General features: G+C 67.3%; 17 protein-coding genes. 10 read left to right on the top strand and 7 right to left on the bottom strand.

Annotated elements, in window-relative coordinates; genetic code table 11:
* Window positions 1-120 precede the first annotated feature (120 nt).
* The 3 genes from WS45_RS04835 to WS45_RS04825 all read right to left on the bottom strand — a co-directional run bounded on the left by WS45_RS04835 (window position 121) and on the right by WS45_RS04825 (window position 2691).
* Window positions 121-492: an EamA family transporter gene (locus tag WS45_RS04835; protein ID WP_014896865.1), complete on the bottom strand. Its 372-nt coding sequence runs from the start codon at window positions 490-492 to the stop codon at window positions 121-123.
* Between the two features lie 13 nt (window positions 493-505).
* A complete protein-coding gene (locus WS45_RS04830; RefSeq protein WP_059698520.1) occupies window positions 506-2182 on the bottom strand; it encodes a glycosyltransferase family 39 protein in 1677 nt (558 codons plus the stop codon).
* 134 nt (window positions 2183-2316) lie between these two features.
* Window positions 2317-2691, bottom strand: coding sequence for an Mth938-like domain-containing protein (locus tag WS45_RS04825; protein ID WP_059529828.1), 375 nt, complete (start codon window positions 2689-2691; stop codon window positions 2317-2319).
* Window positions 2692-3007: 316 nt separating this feature from the next.
* On the opposite strand from WS45_RS04825, the gene WS45_RS04820 reads away from it, so the two are divergent.
* The 6 genes from WS45_RS04820 to WS45_RS04795 all read left to right on the top strand — a co-directional run bounded on the left by WS45_RS04820 (window position 3008) and on the right by WS45_RS04795 (window position 9422).
* Window positions 3008-4246 carry a pyridoxal phosphate-dependent aminotransferase gene (locus WS45_RS04820; protein WP_059529831.1) on the top strand — a complete coding sequence of 413 codons (1239 nt, stop codon included), beginning with the start codon at window positions 3008-3010 and terminating at the stop codon, window positions 4244-4246.
* Window positions 4247-4298: 52 nt separating this feature from the next.
* Window positions 4299-5627, top strand: coding sequence for a homoserine dehydrogenase (locus WS45_RS04815; protein ID WP_059529834.1), 1329 nt, complete (start codon window positions 4299-4301; stop codon window positions 5625-5627).
* A gap of 14 nt (window positions 5628-5641) precedes the next feature.
* A complete protein-coding gene (thrC, locus tag WS45_RS04810) occupies window positions 5642-7093 on the top strand; it encodes a threonine synthase (RefSeq protein ID WP_059698518.1) in 1452 nt (483 codons plus the stop codon).
* Between the two features lie 267 nt (window positions 7094-7360).
* Window positions 7361-8608, top strand: coding sequence for a molybdopterin molybdotransferase MoeA (locus WS45_RS04805; RefSeq protein ID WP_059529840.1), 1248 nt, complete (start codon window positions 7361-7363; stop codon window positions 8606-8608).
* 19 nt (window positions 8609-8627) lie between these two features.
* The gene (moaD, locus tag WS45_RS04800; RefSeq protein WP_006758354.1) at window positions 8628-8885 is read left to right on the top strand and encodes a molybdopterin converting factor subunit 1; all 258 of its coding nucleotides are present in this window, start codon (window positions 8628-8630) and stop codon (window positions 8883-8885) included.
* 60 nt (window positions 8886-8945) lie between these two features.
* Window positions 8946-9422 (top strand): molybdenum cofactor biosynthesis protein MoaE, encoded by a 477-nt coding sequence (locus tag WS45_RS04795; protein WP_059693276.1) that lies wholly within the window; start codon window positions 8946-8948, stop codon window positions 9420-9422.
* Between the two features lie 69 nt (window positions 9423-9491).
* On the opposite strand, the gene WS45_RS04790 is transcribed toward WS45_RS04795, so the two are convergent.
* On the bottom strand, window positions 9492-10052 hold the full coding sequence (locus WS45_RS04790) for a group III truncated hemoglobin (RefSeq protein WP_059698516.1): 561 nt from the start codon (window positions 10050-10052) through the stop codon (window positions 9492-9494).
* 264 nt (window positions 10053-10316) lie between these two features.
* Here WS45_RS04790 and WS45_RS04785 point away from each other — a divergent pair, with 264 nt between their 5' ends.
* Both WS45_RS04785 and clpB read left to right on the top strand, forming a co-directional pair.
* A complete protein-coding gene (locus tag WS45_RS04785; RefSeq protein WP_059693272.1) occupies window positions 10317-10835 on the top strand; it encodes an Rrf2 family transcriptional regulator in 519 nt (172 codons plus the stop codon).
* Between the two features lie 156 nt (window positions 10836-10991).
* On the top strand, window positions 10992-13589 hold the full coding sequence (gene clpB / locus WS45_RS04780; RefSeq protein WP_059529853.1) for an ATP-dependent chaperone ClpB: 2598 nt from the start codon (window positions 10992-10994) through the stop codon (window positions 13587-13589).
* A gap of 128 nt (window positions 13590-13717) precedes the next feature.
* Here the strand turns inward: clpB and WS45_RS04775 are convergent, their stop codons facing one another.
* Together WS45_RS04775 and WS45_RS04770 are read right to left on the bottom strand one after the other, a co-directional pair.
* Entirely contained in the window at window positions 13718-14146 is a 429-nt protein-coding gene (locus WS45_RS04775; protein WP_059529856.1) for a YidB family protein, read from the bottom strand.
* A gap of 88 nt (window positions 14147-14234) precedes the next feature.
* Entirely contained in the window at window positions 14235-14837 is a 603-nt protein-coding gene (locus WS45_RS04770) for a ComEA family DNA-binding protein (RefSeq protein ID WP_059698514.1), read from the bottom strand.
* 286 nt (window positions 14838-15123) lie between these two features.
* Between WS45_RS04770 and WS45_RS04765 the strand changes: the two genes are divergently transcribed.
* Window positions 15124-15585 carry a MerR family transcriptional regulator gene (locus WS45_RS04765; RefSeq protein ID WP_059698512.1) on the top strand — a complete coding sequence of 154 codons (462 nt, stop codon included), beginning with the start codon at window positions 15124-15126 and terminating at the stop codon, window positions 15583-15585.
* Window positions 15569-16003, top strand: coding sequence for a carboxymuconolactone decarboxylase family protein (locus tag WS45_RS04760; RefSeq protein ID WP_059698510.1), 435 nt, complete (start codon window positions 15569-15571; stop codon window positions 16001-16003). Before WS45_RS04765 ends, WS45_RS04760 begins: the two co-directional genes overlap by 17 nt.
* A 19-nt stretch (window positions 16004-16022) precedes the next feature.
* On the opposite strand, the gene WS45_RS04755 is transcribed toward WS45_RS04760, so the two are convergent.
* Window positions 16023-17939 carry a sigma-54-dependent Fis family transcriptional regulator gene (locus WS45_RS04755; RefSeq protein WP_059698508.1) on the bottom strand — a complete coding sequence of 639 codons (1917 nt, stop codon included), beginning with the start codon at window positions 17937-17939 and terminating at the stop codon, window positions 16023-16025.
* Window positions 17940-18446 lie beyond the last annotated feature (507 nt).

Raw genomic sequence — 18446 nt, 5'->3', positions numbered from 1 at the left:
GTAATGGCTGGTAATAAAGGGGTCGGGCGATCCGGCCCGAAACCGGCATTAAACACCGGTTGCCGGATTCGTACCGTGATTTTTTGTAGGCGGACGCTTAATGCCGCCGGCCCGGCACGCTCAACTGCGCGCGAGCACGAGCACGCCGATCAGGATGATGCCGATGCCGACGAGCCGCTGGACCGACAGCACCTCGCCGAACAGGTACCAGGCGGCAAACGCGTTGACCACGTAGCCGAGCGACAGCATCGGGTACGCGATCGACACGTCGACCCGCGACAGCCCGAGAATCCAGACGACCACGCTCAGCACGTAGCAGCCGAGGCCGCCGATGATCGGCAGCTGGGTCGCGATCTTCAGGCCGACCGGGATGATGTTCGCACGGCTGAATTCGAAGTGTCCAACGGCGTTGACGCCGGCTTTCAGCAGGAGTTGCGCACAGGCGTTGAGCATCACGCCGGTGATGATGCAGACGAACGAAACGGGATTCATGCGGCGGGCGTCCTTACGATTGCGGTTTCTCGACGATCACGCGGCGGTTGTCGCGCGCGATCACGCGCATCGGCACGCCTTGCTTGACCAGCGTGTCGTACTGGCCGGGCGGCATGATCGCGAGCGCATGGGTTTCCTGCTTCCAGCGTTCGATCCATTGGTCGACGGTCGGGATCCACTTGTTCGGCTCGACCGAGATCCCGAATGCGAGTTCGTCCTGGCGCTGGACCATGATCGTCGTGTGGCCCATATAGAACGGGAACGTGTGATCGAGCATCTCGATCGAGTAGAACGGCGTGTCGGGCGGCAGCTTCGCCAGTTCGGCGCGCACGGCGGGCGCGAGCAGCGCGCCCGAGCTGTAGCGCCCGAACTCGTCGTGACCGGTGCCGCCGATCGTGCCGAGCGCGAGCCACGCGGCGCCGAACGCGGTGATCGCGGCCGCGACGCCCACGCGACGGTTCAGCCAGGCGGCCGCCAGCGTCAGCGCGCCCGCGACCGCGAGGCCGGCGTACAGCCATAGCTGGAACGCGCGGTACAGCGCATTCGGCGTGCGGGCGTCGCCCTGATACGCGAGGAAGATGATCCCGAACGCCGCGACGACGAAGAACACGAGGTAGCCGAGCAGGTGACGGCGGAACCGGTCGGCGCTCATCAGCGGCAGGTACGCGCCGATCATCAGCGCGAGCGCGGGCGCGACCGGCAGCACGTACGAAATCAGCTTCGAATGCGATGCGCTGAAGAACAGGAAGATGAACGCGCTCCAGATCAGCAGCACGAGCATCGGGGAGAAGCCGTTCGGCTGACGCGGCATGCGCAGTGCATGGCGGAAGCTCTGCCACGCGACCGACAGCCACGGCAGGAAGCCGACCAGCAGCACCGGCACGAAATAGTAGAGCGGGCCCGGGCGGTTCTGTTCCGGGGTCAGATACCGGCGGAACTGCTGGACGATGAAGAAGAAGTTGAAGAACTCGGGGTTGCGCTGCTGGACGAGCACGAACCACGGCGTGACGATCGCGAAGAAGATCACGAGGCCGCTGACCAGATACAGCCGCTTCCACAGTGCCCAGTCGCGGGCGATCAGCGTATAGAGCACCAGCACGGCGCCGGGCAGGATCAGACCGACGAGGCCCTTGGACAGCACGGCGAACGCCATCGCGGCCCAGCACGCCCACATCCAGCCGCGCGCCGCGCCCGCCTGCAGCCCGGGCCGCTGCGCGAGCAGCAGCGAGCAGAGCGACAGCGTCATCCAGAACGCGAGCCCCATGTCGAGCGCGTTGAAGTGGCCCATCAGGTTCCAGTACGGCGAGCACGCGAGCACCACGGCCGCGAGGAAGCCGGACAGCGGGTTGAACAGGCGCGCGCCCGTGAAGCCGACCAGCAGCACGCCGGCGAAGCTGGCGAGGCCCGTGTAGAGGCGCGCCTGCCATTCGCCGATGCCGAACCACGCGAACGTCAGCGCGTTCAGCCAAGTTTGCAGCGGCGGCTTCTCGAAGTACTTGTAGCCGTTGTAGCGCGGCGTGATCCAGTCGCCGGTGACGAACATTTCCCGCGCCATTTCCGCGTAGCGGCCTTCGTCGCTCGGGATCAGGTGGCGCAGCCCGAGCGGCGCGAACCAGACGATCGCGAGCGCGACGAGCAGGAGGACGAGCGTGATGCGGTTGAGCGGTAGCCTCGACGGCGTATCGTTCATGGATTTTCAGCCTGTTGGTTGTTGTGAGAGCCGCCGGCGGGTTGCGCCGGGGCGGTCGGCTTGCCGGTCATCGACCCGGACGACGATCCGGGGATCGACCCGGTGTGCCGGCCCGAGTTTTACCGCAACAGTGATTAACGTTCAATTAAGAGCGCGGCGGCGACCTTGCGGCCCTCGGCCATCAGGATGTTGTAGGTGCGGCAGGCGGCCTGGAAATCCATCGTCTCGACGCCGATCCGCTGGGCCGTGAGCGCGGCCACGAGGCGCGGGTGCGGGAAGCGCAGCCGCGCGCCGCTGCCGAAGATCACGAGCTCGGGCGCCGGGTCGAGCAGCATCGCGAAATGCTCGGGCGCGAGCGCGTCGAACGACGACACGGGCCAGTCCCGCACCGGTGCGCCGGGCAGCACGATGACGCTTCCTTCGTGGCGTTGGAGGTTGACGTCGACATAATCGGGGCCGTAGCCGGTGACGGTATTGAGCGCGCCGCTCGTGTCCTGGTGCAGTTTCAAATCGGTATTCCGCGGTTCCGTGGAGGGAGTGTCTGGCAAGGGCCGCACGGGCCCGGGCGGCCGGTTTCGCGACCGCCGCGCGCGGGACGCCTGACGGCGCGGGCCCGGAGCGGCCATGGTGCATTGCGAAAGTCGGCCAAAATCCGCTAAATTATAACTTTTTGGTCGCCCCCGGGCGCCACTTGCATCGTGCGTCGCCACAAGCCGCGTCCGACCGCCCGCATTTTCCCCAGTCTAGACAGCGCGCACAGACCGGCCGCTCTCCAGTTTTGATCCCGTCCCCCGGCCGCAAGGCCAACCCAGGAACCGTGTCGTCGTGAAACCGATTCAGAAGTCGAACAAGCTGCTCAACGTCTGCTACGACATCCGTGGCCCGGTGCTCGAGCACGCGAAGCGCCTCGAGGAAGAAGGCCACCGCATCATCAAGCTGAACATCGGCAACCTCGCGCCGTTCGGTTTCGACGCGCCGGACGAAATCATCCAGGACATGATCCGCAACCTGCCGGCGTCGTCAGGCTATTCGGATTCGAAGGGCGTGTTCTCGGCCCGCAAGGCCGTGATGCACTACACGCAGCAAAAGGGTGTCGTCGGCGTCGGCCTCGACGACATCTACATCGGCAACGGCGCGTCCGAGCTGATCGTGATGGCGACCCAGGCGCTCCTGAACGACGGCGACGAAGTGCTGCTGCCGGCGCCCGACTACCCGCTGTGGACGGCCGCCGTGAGCCTGTCGGGCGGCACGCCCGTGCATTACGTGTGCGACGAGCAGAACGCGTGGATGCCCGACCTCGACGACATCCGCAGCAAGATCACGCCGAACACCAAGGCGATCGTCGTGATCAACCCGAACAACCCGACCGGCGCGCTTTATTCCGACGAATTGCTGCGCGATCTGCTCGAGATCGCGCGCCAGCACGGGCTGATCGTGTTCGCCGACGAGGTCTACGACAAGATCGTCTACGACGGGCTCGAGCACACGGCGCTGGGCTCGCTGTCGGAAGACGTGATCACCGTCACGTTCAACAGCCTGTCGAAGAGCTATCGCTCGTGCGGCTATCGCGCGGGCTGGATGGCCGTGTCGGGCCTCGGCGGCGACAACCGCCGGCGCGCGAAGGATTATCTGGAAGGGCTCGGGATCCTGTCGTCGATGCGCCTGTGCGCGAACGTGCCCGGGCAGTTCGCGATCCAGACCGCGCTCGGCGGCTACCAGAGCATCAAGGAGCTGATCGTGCCGAGCGGGCGCCTGTACAAGCAGCGCGAGCTGGCGTACGACATGCTCACGTCGATTCCGGGCGTGACCTGCGTGAAGCCGCAGGCCGCGCTGTACATGTTCCCGCGCCTCGATCCGAAGCTTTATCCGATCCAGAACGACCAGCAGTTCATCCTCGACCTGTTGCTCGAGGAACGCGTGCTGCTCGTGCAGGGGACGGGCTTCAACTGGGCGGCGCCGGATCATTTCCGCGTGGTCTTCCTGCCGAACCTCGACGACCTGACCGATTCGATCAACCGGATCGCGCGCTTCCTCGACGGCTACCGCAAGCGCCATTCGGTCTGAGCGGACAAGGTCCCCGGCATTCATTCATTCTTACTCATCGATCACACGCAGCATGGAACCGATCAAAGTTGGCCTGTTGGGCTTCGGCACCGTCGGCAGCGGCACCTTCACGGTGCTGCACCGCAACCAGGAAGAAATCAAGCGACGCGCGGGGCGCGGCATCGAGGTCGCGCGCATTGCGGTGCGCAACCCGGCCAAGGCGCAGGCCGCGCTCGGCGGTAACGCCGGCGCCGCGCAGATCACCGACGATTTCAACGCGGTCGTCGACGATCCGTCGATTTCGATCATCGCCGAGATGATCGGCGGCACGGGCATCGCGCGCGAGCTCGTGCTGCGCGCGATCGCGAACGGCAAGCACGTCGTGACGGCGAACAAGGCGCTGCTCGCGGTGCACGGCACCGAGATCTTCGAGGCCGCGCGCGAAAAGGGCGTGATGGTCGCGTTCGAGGCGGCCGTCGCCGGCGGCATTCCGATCATCAAGGCGCTGCGCGAAGGCCTGACCGCGAACCGCATCCAGTACATCGCCGGCATCATCAACGGCACGACGAACTACATCCTGTCGGAAATGCGCGACCGCGGCCTCGACTTCGCGACCGCGCTGAAGGCTGCGCAGGAGCTCGGTTACGCGGAAGCCGATCCGACCTTCGACATCGAAGGCGTCGACGCCGCGCACAAGGCGACCATCATGAGCGCGATCGCGTTCGGCGTGCCGGTCCAGTTCGACCGCGCGTACGTCGAAGGCATCAGCAAGCTCGACGCGACCGACATCCGCTACGCGGAAGAGCTCGGCTACCGGATCAAGCTGCTCGGCATCACGCGCCGCGCCGAAAACGGCATCGAGCTGCGCGTGCATCCGACGCTGATTCCCGAGAAGCGCCTGCTCGCGAACGTCGAGGGTGCGATGAACGCGGTCGTCGTGCACGGCGACGCGGTCGGCACGACGCTGTATTACGGCAAGGGCGCGGGCGCGGAACCGACCGCGTCGGCGGTCGTCGCGGATCTCGTCGACGTCACGCGCCTGCACACGGCCGACCCCGAGCATCGCGTCCCGCATCTCGCGTTCCAGCCGGACAGCCTGTCGAACACGCCGATCCTGCCGATCGAGGAAGTGACGAGCGGCTACTACCTGCGCCTGCGCGTGGCCGACCAGACGGGCGTGCTCGCGGACATCACGCGCATCCTCGCCGCGACGGGCATCTCGATCGACGCGCTGCTGCAGAAGGAGTCGGAGCAGGTCGACGACGCGAACGGCGAAACCGACATCATCCTGATCACGCACGAGACGCTTGAGAAGCACGTGAACGCGGCGATCGCGCAGATCGAAGGCCTCGCGACGGTGGTCTCGAAGGTGACGAAGCTGCGCATGGAAGCGCTGAACTGAGGACCAGGAACGACATGAACTACATCTCCACGCGCGGCGCCGGCATCGGCGAGCGCCACACGTTCTCCGACATCCTGCTCGGCGGTCTCGCGAAGGACGGCGGGCTGTACCTGCCGGCCGAGTACCCGAAGGTGTCGGCCGACGAACTGGCCCGCTGGCGCACGCTGCCGTACGCGGATCTCGCGTTCGAGATCCTGTCGAAGTTCTGCGACGACGTGCCGGCCGACGACCTGCGCGCGATCACGCGCCGCACGTATACGGCCGCCGTGTACAGCAACACGCGCCACAGCGAGAACGCGTCCGACATCACGCCGCTGAAGACGCTCGGAACCGAGAACGGCGCGCCGGTCTCGCTGCTCGAACTGTCGAACGGCCCGACGCTCGCGTTCAAGGACATGGCGATGCAGCTGCTCGGCAACCTGTTCGAGTACACGCTCGCGAAGCACGGCGAAGCGCTGAACATCCTCGGCGCGACGTCGGGCGACACGGGCAGTGCGGCCGAATACGCGATGCGCGGCAAGGCCGGCGTGCGCGTGTTCATGCTGTCGCCGCACAAGAAGATGAGCGCGTTCCAGACCGCCCAGATGTTCAGCCTGCAGGATCCGAACATCTTCAACCTCGCGGTCGAAGGCGTGTTCGACGACTGCCAGGACATCGTGAAGGCCGTGTCGAACGATCACGCGTTCAAGGCGCAGCAGAAGATCGGCACCGTCAACTCGATCAACTGGGCGCGCGTCGTCGCGCAGGTCGTGTACTACTTCAAGGGCTATTTCGCGGCGACGACGTCCAACGACGAGCGCGTGTCGTTCACGGTGCCGTCGGGCAACTTCGGCAACGTCTGCGCGGGTCACATCGCGCGGATGATGGGCCTGCCGATCGCGAAGCTCGTGGTCGCGACCAACGAGAACGACGTGCTCGACGAGTTCTTCCGCACCGGCGCATATCGCGTGCGCAGCGCGGAAAACACGTATCACACGAGCAGCCCGAGCATGGACATCTCGAAGGCGTCGAACTTCGAGCGCTTCGTGTTCGACCTGCTTGGCCGCGATCCGGCACGCGTGATGCAGCTGTTCCGCGACGTCGAGGAGAAGGGCGGTTTCGATCTCGCGGCGAGCGGCGACTTCGCGCGCGTCGCCGAGTTCGGCTTCGTGTCGGGTCGCAGCAGCCACGCGGACCGCATCGCGACGATCCGCGACGTGTTCTCGCGCTACGACACGATGATCGATACGCACACGGCCGACGGCGTGAAGGTCGCGCGCGAGCACCTCGACGCGGGCGTGCCGATGATCGTGCTCGAGACGGCCCAGCCGATCAAGTTCGGCGAGACGATCCGCGAGGCGCTCGATCGCGAAGCCGAGCGGCCGGCCGCATTCGACGGGCTCGAGGCGCTGCCGCAGCGTTTCGAGGTCGTAAAGGCCGATGCGCAGCAGGTGAAGGACTTCATCGCCGCGCATACGGGCGCATAACGTAGCAGCCGGGGCAGCGCCGGGCCGCGGGGTCGCAAGCCCCGCGGCTCAGGACGGCCGGAATACCGATTCGTCGCACGGATCGGGGTTCCGGCCGTTTCGCTTGGTGGCGGCCGCGCGCGGGCGCGTTGCCGGATGGCGCGCGAAACGAGTGCCGGGGCAGCGCGTTCGCGCCGATCACAGTTGCCGCATGTCCGGCATATCGCACGTGGGCGCGATGGCGTCGCTACAATGACGTATTGATTCCAACGATCCCCGATTCCATCGATGTCGAACCCGAATCCCGCGGCGCCGCGCGCGCCGATGCTGTCGACCGCCGAAGCGCTCGCTGCGCTGCTCGAAGCCGCGAAGCCGCTGCCCGGCGCCGAAACCGTCGCCACGCTCGACGGTCTCGGCCGTGTGCTGGCGGCCGACGTGAGCTCGCCGCTCGACGTGCCGCCGATGCATACGAGCGCGATGGACGGCTATGCGGTGCGCGTCGCTGACCTGCTGCACGGCGAGCGGCGCCTGCCGGTGTCGCAGCGGATCCCGGCCGGCCACCCGGCCGCGCCGCTCGCGGCGGGCACGGCCGCGCGGATCTTCACCGGCGCGACGGTGCCGCCCGGCGCCGATGCCGTCGTGATGCAGGAGCAGACGTCGGCCGACGGCGATGCGGTCGAAATTCTCCACACGCCGAAGGCCGGTGAGTGGATCACCGCGCAGGGCGCGGACATCCGCCAGGGCTCGGTGATCCTGCCGGCCGGGACGCGGCTTACCCCGCAGGCGCTCGGGCTGGCCGCGTCGGTCGGCTGTGCGCAGCTGTCGGTCGCGCGGCGGATTCGCGTCGCGGTGTTCTTCACCGGCGACGAACTGACGATGCCGGGCGAGCCGCTGAAACCCGGCGCGATCTACAATTCGAACCGCTTCACGCTGCGCGGGCTGCTTGAGCGGCTCGGCTGCCACGTGACCGACTTCGGGATCGTGCCCGACTCGCTCGCCGCGACCCGCGACACGCTGCGCGAGGCCGCGCGCGATCACGACGTGATCCTGACGAGCGGCGGCGTATCGGTCGGCGACGAGGATCACGTGAAGCCTGCCGTCGAGGCCGAGGGGCGGCTCGCGCTGTGGCAGATCGCGATGAAGCCTGGCAAGCCGCTCGCGTTCGGCGCGGTGCGCCGCGGCGACGCGCGTCCCGACGCGCATTTCATCGGGCTGCCGGGCAATCCCGTGTCGAGCTTCGTCACGTTCCTGCTGTTCGTGCGGCCGTTCCTGCTGCGTCTGTCCGGTGTGCGCGACGTCGCGCCGCGTGCGCTGTCGCTGCGCGCGGACTTCTCGCAAAGCAAGGGCGACCGGCGCAACGAATTCCTGCGCGCGCGCGTCAACGCGGCCGGCGGCCTCGACCTGTTCCCGAACCAGAGCTCGGCGGTGCTGACGTCGACGGTCTGGGGCGACGGCCTGATCGACAATCCGCCGCAGCACGCGATCAGCGCGGGCGAGACCGTGCGTTTCATTCCGTTTTCCGAACTGCTGTCGTAACGCGACGGCTTCCTGACCCATGAAGATTCAACTGAAATTCTTTGCAAGCGTGCGCGAGGCGCTGGGCGTGTCCGACGAACAGGCTGACGTGCCGGACGGCGTGACGACCGTCGGCGACGTGCGCGCGTGGCTGCGCCTGCGCGGCGGCGCGTGGGCCGAGACGCTCGCCGAAGGGCGCGCGTTGCGCATGGCATGCAATCACGAGATGACCGACCCCGATACGCGGCTCACCGACGGTTGCGAGGTCGCGTTTTTTCCGCCCGTGACGGGCGGTTGAGCTTTGCATGGGACCAGAGTAAAGCGCTGAAGCGCTAACTCTGGTCGACAGAGGCAGACGATGGCTACGGTACGAGTACAGACTAACGATTTCGACCTGAACGCCGAGGTGGCGGCGCTGCGCGCGCGCAACCCGAAGATCGGCGCGGTCGCCTGCTTCGTCGGCACCGTGCGCGACCTGAACGAAGGCGATTCGGTCGCCGCGATGGAACTCGAGCACTATCCGGGGATGACCGAGAAGGCGCTCGAGAAGATCGCCGCCGAGGCCGCCCGGCGATGGCCCGGGATCGACGTCGCGATCGTGCATCGCGTCGGCCGGCTGCTGCCGCTCGACCAGATCGTGATGGTCGCGACGGTCGCATCGCATCGCGGCGACGCGTTCGCGTCGTGCGAGTTCGTGATGGACTACCTGAAGACCGAGGCGCCGTTCTGGAAAAAGGAAACGACGCCGGACGGCGAGCGCTGGGTCGACGCCCGCAGCACCGACGATGCGGCGCTCGCGCGCTGGGGCGTCGAATCGGGCAACACGCCGCGTTGAGCGCGGCGTTCGTGTCGTGCGGCGACGTGCCGCAGGCACTCGAGCGCTCCGGCGCTGCGAATCGTCGTGTCAAGCGTCCGGATCGGTTCCGCGCCCGATGATCTTCGTCGGAAACGGCTCGCCGCGGACGCGTGACGGCAGCGCATGCGGATCGTTGCCCGTGCCGCGACGGCGTGGCGCGATCGCGTCGAGCAGCGCCTGCTGCTCGGGCGGAATCTGATAATCCCAGCCGAAGCGGCTCAACTGCAGGCTCTGCGCGATGCGCAGCGCGGGCTCCATGAAGCGGATGGCCGCGGGCGGCGTGTAGCGTCCCTCGACGGTCTTCAGGAACAGCGACAGCCAGCGGCTGAAATGCGCGGGCTCGATCCCGTCGAGTGGCTGGTGCGCCTGCTGCACGTTGCCGCGATAGCCCTTGGTGCCGAGCACAAGGCTCGACCAGAAGCTCACCATCTTCGGCAGATGATCGTCCCAGCGGCCGTCCAGCTTCGCGTCGAACACGGGGCCGAGCAGCGGATCGGCGCGCACGCGCTCGTAGAACGCGTACACGAGGTCGCGGATGTTGTCTTCGGTCGGTTCGGCGTCGCGAGGGCGGGCCGGGGCGGTTTCGGGCGAGGCGGGCAGAGCGGTCATGGCAAAAAGGGCCGGGAAATCAGGGCGTCAGCGTCGTGTCGGCGGAACGGCAGCGTGGGCAACGCGCAGGACGCCGACAGAATTTTCACGCAAAATAGCGTCCACCGATGCCTGAAAAATGCGTAGGTGCCATGCATCTTATTGCGCGCCGGCCGTCCCGGCAACCCGGCGCCGTCAAGCGGCCTCGAGAACCGTCCCGGTGCGCGTTCCGATTGATCCGGCCCGCTTGATTGGGGCGCGATCGATCATTTTTCGTATTCGCTCATGAGACTCACCGACTACACCGACTATTCGCTGCGCGTCATGCTGTACCTGGCCGTGCGCGGCGAGGGGCTCGCGACGATCCAGGAGATCTCGGACGCCTACGGCATCTCGAAGAACCATCTGATGAAGGTCGTGCAGCAGCTCGGCGAGCTCGGCTGGGTCGATACCGTCCGCGGCCGCAACGGCGGGCTGCGGCTGTTTCCCGATTCGCTGAAGCTGACGGTCGGCCAGGTGGTGCGCGCGACCGAGAACGATTTCGCGCTGGTCGGCTGCTTTGCGCCCGACGGCGACGAGTCGCGCGGTTGCGTGATCGAGCCGCAGTGCCGCCTGAAGGGCGTGCTGGCGGCCGCGCGCGACGCATTCTTCGCCGAACTCGACCGTCACACGCTCGGCGAACTGACCGTGCCCGCGTCGCCGCTCATGGCGCTGCTGGGCATTCGTCCGGTCGCGCTGGTGCGTGCCGAGCCGTCCGGGGATGACGCGCCGGCATCCGCCGCGTCGCCGTCGAAGGTCGGCTGACGCGCCGGCACCATCGCCGCCATCCGGGCGGCGGCCGGCCCGCAGGCCGCCGCATCGCCAGCCGGCGATTTTTGCGCTGAATCAACTCGAATTTCGCTTGAAACCCGTATAACCATCCACATCTTGGTGTTAATCGAAAATTGGAGGTCTCGCCAAATGAGAATCGACAAGCTCACCACCAAGTTCCAGGAAGCACTCGCGGACGCCCAAAGCCTCGCGGCAGGCCGCGACAATCAATACATCGAACCCGTTCACGTGCTGGCGGCGCTGGTCGCGCAGCAGGACGGCTCCGCCCGCTCGCTGATGTCGCGCGCGGGCGTTCACGTGCAGGCGCTGCAAGGCGCGCTGAACGAAGCCATTTCGCGCCTGCCGCAAGTCACGGGCACGGGCGGCGACATCCAGATCGGCCGCGAGCTGGCCGGGCTGCTGAACCAGGCCGACAAGGAAGCGCAGAAACTCAACGACACGTTCATCGCGAGCGAGATGTTCCTGCTCGCCGTGTCCGACGACAAGGGCGACGCCGGCAAGCTCGCCCGTCAGCATGGCCTCACGCGCAAGGCGCTCGAAGCCGCGATCGCCGCGGTGCGCGGCGGCTCGCAGGTGCACAGCCAGGACGCGGAAAGCCAGCGCGAGGCGCTGAAGAAATACACGGTCGACCTGACCGAGCGCGCCCGCGCCGGCAAGCTCGATCCGGTGATCGGCCGTGACGACGAAATCCGCCGTTCTATCCAGATCCTGCAGCGCCGGACCAAGAACAACCCGGTGCTGATCGGCGAGCCGGGCGTCGGCAAGACCGCGATCGTCGAAGGGCTCGCGCAGCGTATCGTCAACGGCGAAGTGCCCGAGACGCTGAAGGGCAAGCGCGTGCTGTCGCTCGACATGGCCGCGCTGCTCGCCGGCGCGAAGTATCGCGGCGAGTTCGAGGAGCGCCTGAAGGCCGTGCTCAACGACATCGCCAAGGACGAAGGCCAGACGATCGTGTTCATCGACGAGATCCATACGATGGTCGGTGCCGGCAAGGCCGAAGGCGCGATGGACGCAGGCAACATGCTGAAGCCGGCGTTGTCGCGCGGCGAGCTGCACTGCATCGGCGCGACCACGCTCGACGAATACCGCAAGTACATCGAGAAGGACGCCGCGCTTGAGCGCCGCTTCCAGAAGGTGCTCGTCGACGAGCCGAGCGTCGAGGCGACGATCGCGATCCTGCGCGGGCTGCAGGAGAAGTACGAACTGCACCACGGCGTCGACATCACCGACCCGGCGATCGTCGCCGCGGCCGAGCTGTCGCACCGTTACATCACCGATCGTTTCCTGCCGGACAAGGCGATCGACCTGATCGACGAGGCTGCGTCGAAGATCAAGATGGAAATCGATTCGAAGCCCGAAGAGATGGACAAGCTCGATCGCCGTCTGATCCAGTTGAAGATCGAACGTGAGGCCGTGAAGAAGGAGCAGGACGAGGCGTCGCAGAAGCGCCTGCAACTGATCGAGGAAGAGATCGATCGCCTCGGCCGCGAATATGCGGACCTGGAAGAGATCTGGACCGCCGAGAAGGCCGCGGTGCAGGGCAGCGCGCAGCTCAAGGAAGAGATCGAGAAGGTGCGGGCCGACATCGCGCGTCTGCAGCGTGAAGGCAAGCTGGAGAAGGTCGCCGAGCTGCAGTACGGCAAGCTGCCGCAACTCGAGTCGCAACTGAAGCAGGTCACGCAGGCCGAAGAGCAGGAGCAGCACAACCCGACGCGTCCGCGTCTGCTGCGCACGCAGGTCGGCGCGGAAGAAATCGCGGAAGTCGTGTCGCGCGCAACCGGGATTCCGGTGTCGCGGATGATGCAGGGCGAACGCGAGAAGCTGCTGCACATCGAGGAAAAGCTGCACGAACGCGTGGTCGGCCAGCACGAGGCGATCGGCGCGGTCGCGGATGCGATCCGTCGTTCGCGCGCCGGTCTCGCCGATCCGAACCGCCCGTACGGCTCGTTCCTGTTCCTCGGCCCGACGGGCGTCGGCAAGACCGAGCTGTGCAAGGCGCTGGCGGCGTTCCTGTTCGATTCGGAAGAGCACCTGATCCGCATCGACATGAGCGAGTTCATGGAGAAGCACAGCGTCGCGCGGCTGATCGGCGCGCCGCCGGGCTATGTCGGCTACGAGGAAGGCGGCTACCTGACGGAAGCCGTGCGCCGCAAGCCGTACAGCGTGATCCTGCTCGACGAGATCGAGAAGGCGCACCCGGACGTGTTCAACGTGCTGCTGCAGGTGCTCGACGACGGCCGCATGACCGACGGGCAGGGGCGTACGGTCGACTTCAAGAACACGGTGATCGTGATGACGTCGAACCTTGGCTCGCAGGTGATCCAGGCAATGACGGGGGCACCGCAGGAAGAGATCAAGGACGCCGTGTGGCTCGAAGTGAAGCAGCACTTCCGCCCCGAGTTCCTGAACCGGATCGACGACGTCGTCGTGTTCCACGCGCTCGATCGCAGCAACATCGAATCGATCGCGAAGATCCAGCTCGCGCGCCTGCACGACCGGCTCGCGAAGCTCGACATGGCGCTCGACGTGTCGCCGGCGGCGCTCGAACAGATCGGGAAGGTCGGCTACGATCCGCTGTTCGGCGCGCGGCCGCTGAAGCGCGCGATCCAGCAGGAGATCGAGAACCCGGTCGCGAAGCTGATCCTCGCGGGCCGCTTCGGTCCGAAGGACGTGATCCCGGTCGACGTCAGCGACGGCAAGTTCGTGTTCGACCGCGTCGTGCACTGATCGCCGGTGATCGGCCGCACGCCCGGTTCGCGCCGGGCGTGCAAAAACAAACACCCCGCTCAGGCGGGGTGTTTGCATATGGTGCGGCCGAAACCGCCGTCGAGGCCGTCAGCCGGCGCGGTGCGGGCTCAGGCCTGCTTGCCGCCGAACATGCCGGCGAGCTGCGTGAGCGTGCCGAGCACGTTCGACGTATCGACCTGGCCGCCGGCCGGCACTTCGCCGTTCGGCGTCGCGCCGTTGACGACGTGCGGCAGCACCTGCGCGAGGATCGACGATGCCTGGGACGGATCGATGCCGACCTTGCTCGCCAGCGAGCCGACGACGTCGGAACCGAGCACGTTCTGCAGCGTGTCGGCCGAGATCGGCTGGTTTTCGCCGTTGCCGACCCACGAGCCGATGATGTCGCCGGCGCCGCCGGCCTTGAACTTCTCGATCAGGCCGTTCAGGCCGCCCGGCTGGTTGTTGATGAATTCGAGCGCGGTCGTGATGAGCGCGCTTTGCGAGTTGCCGCCGGCCTGGCCGCCGATCAGACCGCCAACGATGTCGAGGAGACCCATGGTTCTTCACCTTCACTGAAAAGGGCGCCGCAACGACGGCGCCCGTTGATCGAATGCCGCGCGCACGCGATCGCACGCGCGGCGCACATCAGGCGCCCGACGCCGCGGCGGCGGAGGCTGCCTTGTCCTTCTTGCTCTTCTTCTTCGAACCCTTCGTCGCCTTCGTGGACGACGCTGCGGCCGGCGCGCTCGCGCTCGCTCCCGCATCGGCGGATGCCGCCGCGGCCGCGGCCGCCTTTTCCTTCTTCGACGCACGCTTGCTCTTGGCCGGCTTCGACGCCGCTTCCGGCGCGCTGGCGGCCGGGGTCGGCGCCGGCGCTGCGGTCGTCGGCGCCGGCGCCGTGCCTGCCGACGTCGTGGCCGACGGGGTTGCGGACGTCGTCGCGGCCGGCTTCGACAGCTTCACGCCCTTCGGCGGCGTCGACGAGCCGCCGATCGTCAGGCCGTTTTCCTCGAGATGCCCGACCGACTTCGTGCCGAGACCCTTCACGCGGTTCGCGAGATCGTCCGCGTCCTTGAACGGGCCGTTCTTGGTGCGCTCGTCGATGATCGCCTTCGACTTCACGGGCCCGAGGCCCTTCACCGATTCGAGCGCGGCCTGGTCGGCCGAGTTGACTTCGACGGCCGCGGCGAGACCGGCGGCAAGCGACAGCGATAGCGCGACGAACAGCATCAGCAGCTTTTTCAGCATGGCAAAGGCTCCCTGGTTCTGACGGATGAATGGCTGTTGCAACGGACGGCGGGGCGAGACTTCGCCGGGCGTCGCCGTTAAGCATAGGACAAATGCGTGCCCTTTTTGAGACAGGCTGACCGAATCTTGCTGAAGGCTTGCGTCGCTGTAAAGACAGAAAGCCGCGCCGTGCGGTGGTTTTGACCATTCTTTACGGTGTCCGCGGCGGTGATTTCAGATCGTTGTACTTGGCCGATCGATAACGCTTGACTTAGAGTGAACTCTAACTCCTAACCTTGATCCTGCCATGTCGAAAACCGTATCCACACCTTCCGCCGCCGGTCCGCTGACGATCGGGCAAGTCGCCGAACTGACCGGCGTGTCGACGCATACGCTGCGGTATTACGAGCAGGCCGGCCTGCTGCGCGCGATTTCGCGCACGGCGGCCGGGCACCGGCTCTATGCGCCGGCCGATCTTGACTGGCTTGCCTTCGTGATGCGCCTGAAGGCGACCGGCATGCCGATCGCGCAGATGCAGCAGTTCGCGGCGCTGCGTGCGCAAGGCGAGTCGACGTTCGGTGCGCGGCGGCGGTTGCTGACCGAGCATCGCGACGCGGTGTGCGCGCATATCGCGGAACTGCAGGCGAGCCTCGACGCGATCGGCGACAAGATCGCGTATTACGAGACGCAGGAACGCGAGACGGAACGACGGGCGACCTCTTCTCACTCTTTATTGGAACAGGACGGACACCATGGAACAACGCGTTGACGATCGCTATGCGCGGGGCTGGGACAAGTTGAAGGAAATCGACGGTGAAGCGGGCGAGCGCGTGATCGCCTCGCTTGCGTCGATCGCGCCGGATTTCGGCCGGATGGTGATCGAATTTCCGTTCGGCGACGTCTACAGCCGGCCGCAGCTCGACCTCAAGTCGCGCGAAATCGCGACGATCGCGGCGCTGGCCGCGCTCGGCAACGCGCAGCCGCAGCTGAAGGTGCATATCGAGGCCGCGTTGAACGTCGGCTGCACGCGCGACGAGATCGTCGAGGTGTTCATTCAGATGGCCGTCTACGCGGGGTTTCCTGCTGCGCTCAACGCGTTGTTCGCGGCGCACGAGGTGTTCACGCGGCGCGATGAAGCGGCTGGCCGGGACGGCGGCACGACCGAAGCGGTCGCGCACGCCGCGTGATGCGACGCGTGCCGGTGCGTCAGAGGCGGTGCGGCGCGACGATCCGGTGTTTCGCGATCCGCCGGTACAGCGTCGCGCGCGAGATGCCGAGCGCCTGCGCGGCCGCGTCGGGCCGCCAGCGATGCGCGGTGAGCGCCGCGACGATACGGCCGCGTTCGTCGTCCGGCAGCGCGCCGGCCGGACCGGCGCCGAGCTGCGCGGCGAGATCGGCCGGCAGGTCGCGCCGCGTCACGCGTGCGGCGTCGCATACCGCGCACGCATAGCGCAGCACGTTGCGCAGTTGCCGCACGTTGCCCGGCCACGGGTACGAGGCGAGTTGCTCGGCGAGCGACGCGTCGAGCGTGAGCACGTGGCCTGTCGCCTGCGCTTCTTCGGCGAATACCGCGGCGATCACGTCGCGCACGTCCGCGCGCTCGCGCAGCGGCGGCAGTTCGAACGTCGCGCCGCTCAGCCGGTAATACAGATCCTCGCGGAACGTGCCGTCGGTCACCATCCGTGCGAGATCGCGGTGCGTCGCGCAGATCACATCGAGATCGACGCGCACCGGCGTATCGCTGCCGAGCGGCACGACCTCGCCGTCGGCGAGCACGCGCAACAGGCGGGTCTGCAGCGTGAGCGGCATGTCGCCGATTTCGTCGAGGAATAGCGTGCCGCCGTCCGCGAGCGCGATCTTGCCGCGCGCGCCGTGCTTGCGCGCACCGGTGAACGCGCCGGCCGCATAGCCGAACAGCTCGCTTTCGATCAGCGCCTCGGGCAGCGCGCCGCAGTTGACCGCGACGAACGGCCGTGCGCGTCGCGCACCGGCATCGTGGATCGCGCGGGCGAATACTTCTTTTCCTGCACCGGTTTCGCCCAGCACGAGAATCGGCAGCCGCTTGCTCGCGACACGCAGCGCGAGTTCGGCCTGTTGAGCGACGCGCGCGTCGCTGCTGTGCAGGAACGGCGTCAGCGCGCCGACGTGGCGCTGCGCGGTGCCGGGGCGGCGCGACGCCGTGCCGGTTTCGCGGCCGGTGCGCCGGAGCGGCGCGCGCAGCCGCGCATAGAGCGGGGCGCCGGTCGCGCGCAGCCGCAGCGCGACGATTGCGTCGAGCCGCGCGGCGTCGCGCAGCGGCATCTCGGTTGCGTCGAAGATCTCGTCGATATGGCGCGGTTCGCGCAGCGCCGGCAGCGCGTCGCGCGCCTGCCGGTTCGCGGCGACGATGTTGCCGCACTCGTCGAACGCGATCAGCCATTCGGGCTGCGCCTCGACGTAATGACGATTCGGATGCCCGAACAATATCCAGTGCTGCGCGGTGCTGTGCACGAAATAGCCGTCCTCGATCAGCGCCGCGCTCTGCCGCACGAGCTGATATACGAGCCGCTGGCTATCGCGGCCGTCCGGCGACTGGACGGCCGACGCGTCGAGCACGCCGATCAGTTCGCCGCCCGGCGCGAAGATCGGGGCCGCGCTGCAGGTGAGCGTGGTGAACGCCGCGCGGAAGTGGTCGGTCTTGTGCACGGTGATCGGCGCGAGATCGGTCAGCACGCTCGCGACCCCGCAGGTGCCTTCCTCGCTTTCCGACCAGCACGAGCCGATGTGCAGCCCCGCATGACGGAAGTCGTTGCGGCGTTCGCGGTCGATCCGGTAGTCGATCGTCACGCCGTGCGCGTCGGTCAGCATCACGCAGTAATCGGCGACGCGAATCATGTCGTGCAGGCGCGTCAGGCACTGGCCCGACGCGCGCAGGAAGGCTTCCTCCTTGTCGCGCACTTCGCGCAGCTCGGCCGCGGTCAGCACGCGCGGGCCGATCGACGACGCGGGGTCGAGCGCGTAGCGCTCGAGCGAGCGCTGCCACGACGACACGAGACGCGCGGAATCGGCCGGCGCGGGCAGGCGTCCGGCGAGCGCGCCGAGCACACGGTCGGCGTGCTGGGCCTGGGGGACGGCATAGGGCATGGTCGGCTCCGGTTCCGTACGGCGGGGAATTCGATGTTCTTGTAGCACATCCGCCTGCGCGGATCACATTGCATCGCAGCACGCGCGCGGCGTGAGACGTTCGTCTCAGTGACATCTCAGCCGGTCTCGCGCGATTGAGACGCGCGGGCATGCCGGGTGCGACGGTGGCCCGCATCATGGCGTTGCGCGCCGTGCCGCGATACGCGTGGCTTGCGGGCCGAAGCGCCATCCGGATGAAGGTGCCGAAACCGGCGCGCGGGGCGATCGACGGCGTGAGACGCATGGGCGGTTTCGCGGGGCGTCGGGCTGGCGCGGCAACAGCAGGCGATGGCCGGCATGGCCGCCGCGCCAGTCTGCAAGCGGGTTCCGTGGTCGTTGAACGCACGGTGGCACGCCGCTTGCAGATGTCACGGGCAAGCTCGGCGCGGTCGCGTCGGCGACGACGATCCGCTGCCCTCGATGACGGCGGACGACACATGCAGGGCCGGCGCGAGCGCCGGTCCACTG

The organism is Burkholderia sp. RF2-non_BP3, from assembly GCF_001522185.1.
In the GTDB taxonomy this organism is placed as follows: domain Bacteria; phylum Pseudomonadota; class Gammaproteobacteria; order Burkholderiales; family Burkholderiaceae; genus Burkholderia; species Burkholderia diffusa.
Note: the sequence above shows the minus strand (reverse complement) of the source record. Positions and strands in the feature narration are given on the sequence as shown.